Source organism: Syntrophomonas palmitatica JCM 14374 (genome assembly GCF_001311885.1).
Taxonomy (GTDB): Bacteria; Bacillota; Syntrophomonadia; order Syntrophomonadales; family Syntrophomonadaceae; genus Syntrophomonas_A; species Syntrophomonas_A palmitatica.
Genome location: NZ_BBCE01000054.1, coordinates 1 through 991, shown reverse-complemented (window position 1 = coordinate 991; position 991 = coordinate 1). Strand labels below are relative to the sequence as shown.

1 protein-coding gene is annotated in these 991 nt (G+C 51.4%); it reads right to left on the bottom strand.

From position 1 onward, the window contains the following. A partial coding sequence (locus tag JCM14374_RS12855) for a GLUG motif-containing protein (RefSeq protein WP_278279285.1) occupies positions 1 to 991 on the bottom strand: 991 nt, incomplete at both ends.

Here is a 991-nt window from a genome sequence, read left to right as displayed (position 1 = left end):
CCGTTGATAAAATTCCATCCGGCAAAGGTTGCCTGCTGCTTCAGCTCCGTTGTGGTTTTTCCTGTGCCTATCCCATTATCGGCACCGGCTCCGCAGGTTTCGGTGTTGTAATATGATCTGCTGATGGAACCGCTGCTGCTATTTTTACCCACCAGGCCGCCCATATAATTGGCACCGCCGGATACGGCTCCGATTGCATAGCAATTGGTGATGGAAGCGGTCCCGGAATTTTCTCCCACCAAACCGCCGATAGAAGACTTAGCCGCGTTCTGATTTGTAACGCTGCCGGTGGCATAGCAGTCGGCTATGGTCCCAATGCCAGAGTTTGCGCCTGCCAAGCCCCCTAAGGAATTGTCTTTGCTGCTCACATTCCCTGCGGCATAACTCGCAGTTATTTTTCCGTTTTCGTTTAATCCGGCCAGACCGCCAACTCGCACCCATTGGCTGTACACATCTCCTGTGGCATAACAGCCGGTAATCGTTCCTCCTTTGTTATACCCTACAAGACCGCCGACATTATTTGATCCTTCGCCGGTCACGCTGCCGGTGGCATGGCTGTTTTCGATGGTACCTTCATTATAGCCCGCCAGGCCGCCGACCTGGTGATAGCTGCCGGCAACACTGCCCTCGGCGCTGCAGCCGGTGATGCGTCCGAAATTTTTACCCGCCAGGCCGCCCACATACTCGCGGCCGGTAACGACATAATTCTTTAGGGTCAGGTTCTTTACTTCCGCACCTGCTTCGATAACGCTGAAAAAACCGACATTGTTTGAACTACTTTTATTGATATTAAAGTTATATATGGTGTGTCCGTTTGCATCGAAGCTTCCTGAAAAACTGCCGTAAGGCTCCCAATTTGCGCCTCCTAAGTCGATGTCGTTCAGCAATATATAGTGACCCGGAAGATTGTTGCGCACCGCATCAAGCTCTTCTTTTGTACTGATCGGGATTCTTGCCGTCAACATCACCGTATAGGTATCGGAAGATTCTA